Origin of the sequence: Caballeronia sp. LZ003 (genome assembly GCF_031451465.1) — a bacterium.
Taxonomy (GTDB): Bacteria; Pseudomonadota; Gammaproteobacteria; order Burkholderiales; family Burkholderiaceae; genus Caballeronia.
In genome coordinates this window covers 1-1479 of record NZ_JARUXJ010000042.1, presented here as the reverse complement: position 1 = coordinate 1479, position 1479 = coordinate 1, and the positions used below count along the sequence as shown (strand labels likewise).

The following is a 1479-nucleotide window of genomic DNA, read 5'->3' as shown; positions in this document are numbered from 1 at the left end:
AGCTTCATGCCATCGTTGTAGCCAAGCTTCTTGGCGAGCGCGGCAAGCGTTCCGTAGGTCGCAATTTCGTAGTGTTCGACTTTTTGCGCAGCGGCAATGAGCGCCGCATCGAGGATCGGCCCCTTTTCGATTTCCTCAATCTGTTCCTGCCCCTCTTCAACTAAGCCCTCCATCGCGACGCACTTGACGCGCTTGAGCTTGATCGCGGATAGCTCGACGACTTGGTCAATTCGGTCAATCTGGCCCTGCGTCTCTTCCAAGTGCGTCTTGAACGCGGCGGCCAAGTCTGGATTCGTTGCCGCTCGCGCGAGCTTTGGAAGCGCCTTGGTCAATTGCTTTTCTGCACTGTAAACGTCGGACAAAGCATGAATAAACAGGTCGTTAAGGGTGGTTGCAGCAGCCATGATTCTCTCCAAGAGAGGGGTTGGGTAAGAGCACGTCAGTAACTGCAATCCGCATGCCGCGTCGCGGCAATAGCGATTCGCATGGCTAAATAAACCGCGAAGCGCGCGCTTCAGGGCGATTCCCGGCTTTAGAACTTGCCGTGTGTCTGTATTGACCAAGCAGCTGGCAGCGTCGGCTCGCATTGCTCGGCACCATGGGAAGCGCAAAGTTTCAGTAGCGCCGGTAGGCAGGCGCTAGGTACGGCCTGGAACCATCCTCGAAGTTGACGCTGCACGAGCGCGTCGGCTAGCGCATCGTACGGGAAAGCGACAGACTTCAAAGCGATCGACAGCCGTTCCGCTGCGCAGCGAAGTGCTAGGCGCCGCTCCGCGGATGGCTGGAGACGATTGAGGTCTTTCAGAACTTGATTACGCTTTGATGCACATAGTACGGAATGCAGCAGCATTTGTTGTAGCACGTAGTAAAGTGGGACACGAGAGTCTTCAGGAATTGTCGTTAAGAGGGGGCCAAGCGATGATTCGACTTCGGCGACGTCGGCGGCGCCGACCATGACACATGCGAGCCGTGCCCACCCCGATGCAGATAATCGACGTATGTCTGCGGCAGCTGCATTGCCTGTCGCGCATGCCGAGGCCACCTCAGCTACCGCTTGGTAACTCATTGCGCCTTTTGCCTTGTTCGCTTTAACTGACATAACCATCAGATTGCCCGGCGCATACGCGCCATCGTTGTTAATCCGATCAACTGACCAATCTGTATCGCAAAGTGCTCCGTGTGTGAGAGGCAATAAGGTGATCGGGCAGAAAGGCACGTCAATTCGCCTCAGATACGAAGGTGTTACCCCTGCGTCCAGGATACGACGCCGTTTGTACGCATTGATGCGCAGTTGCAGCCACTTCGACACAAACCGGTCCGGGCGGTGTTGGGGAACACGGAAATGCTCGCGTCCTGCAGCGAACCCTTCAAGTACTGCGGGATCGTGCACGCCTGCATCTAGCGTTCGCCCAAACCGAGCAAAGTCCCAGCCGATATCGAACGCGGTTTCAAGTGTGCTTGCCGATAACATTGCGTTAC

The 1479-nt window shown here is 56.2% G+C and carries 2 protein-coding genes; both read right to left on the bottom strand.

The window, feature by feature from the left end:
* Positions 1 to 404 (bottom strand): DUF892 family protein (locus QCE79_RS32745; RefSeq protein WP_309851563.1); only part of this gene is annotated, 404 nt, incomplete at its 3' end.
* 128 nt (positions 405 to 532) lie between these two features.
* Positions 533 to 1479 (bottom strand): hypothetical protein (locus QCE79_RS32740; RefSeq protein ID WP_309851560.1); only part of this gene is annotated, 947 nt, incomplete at its 5' end.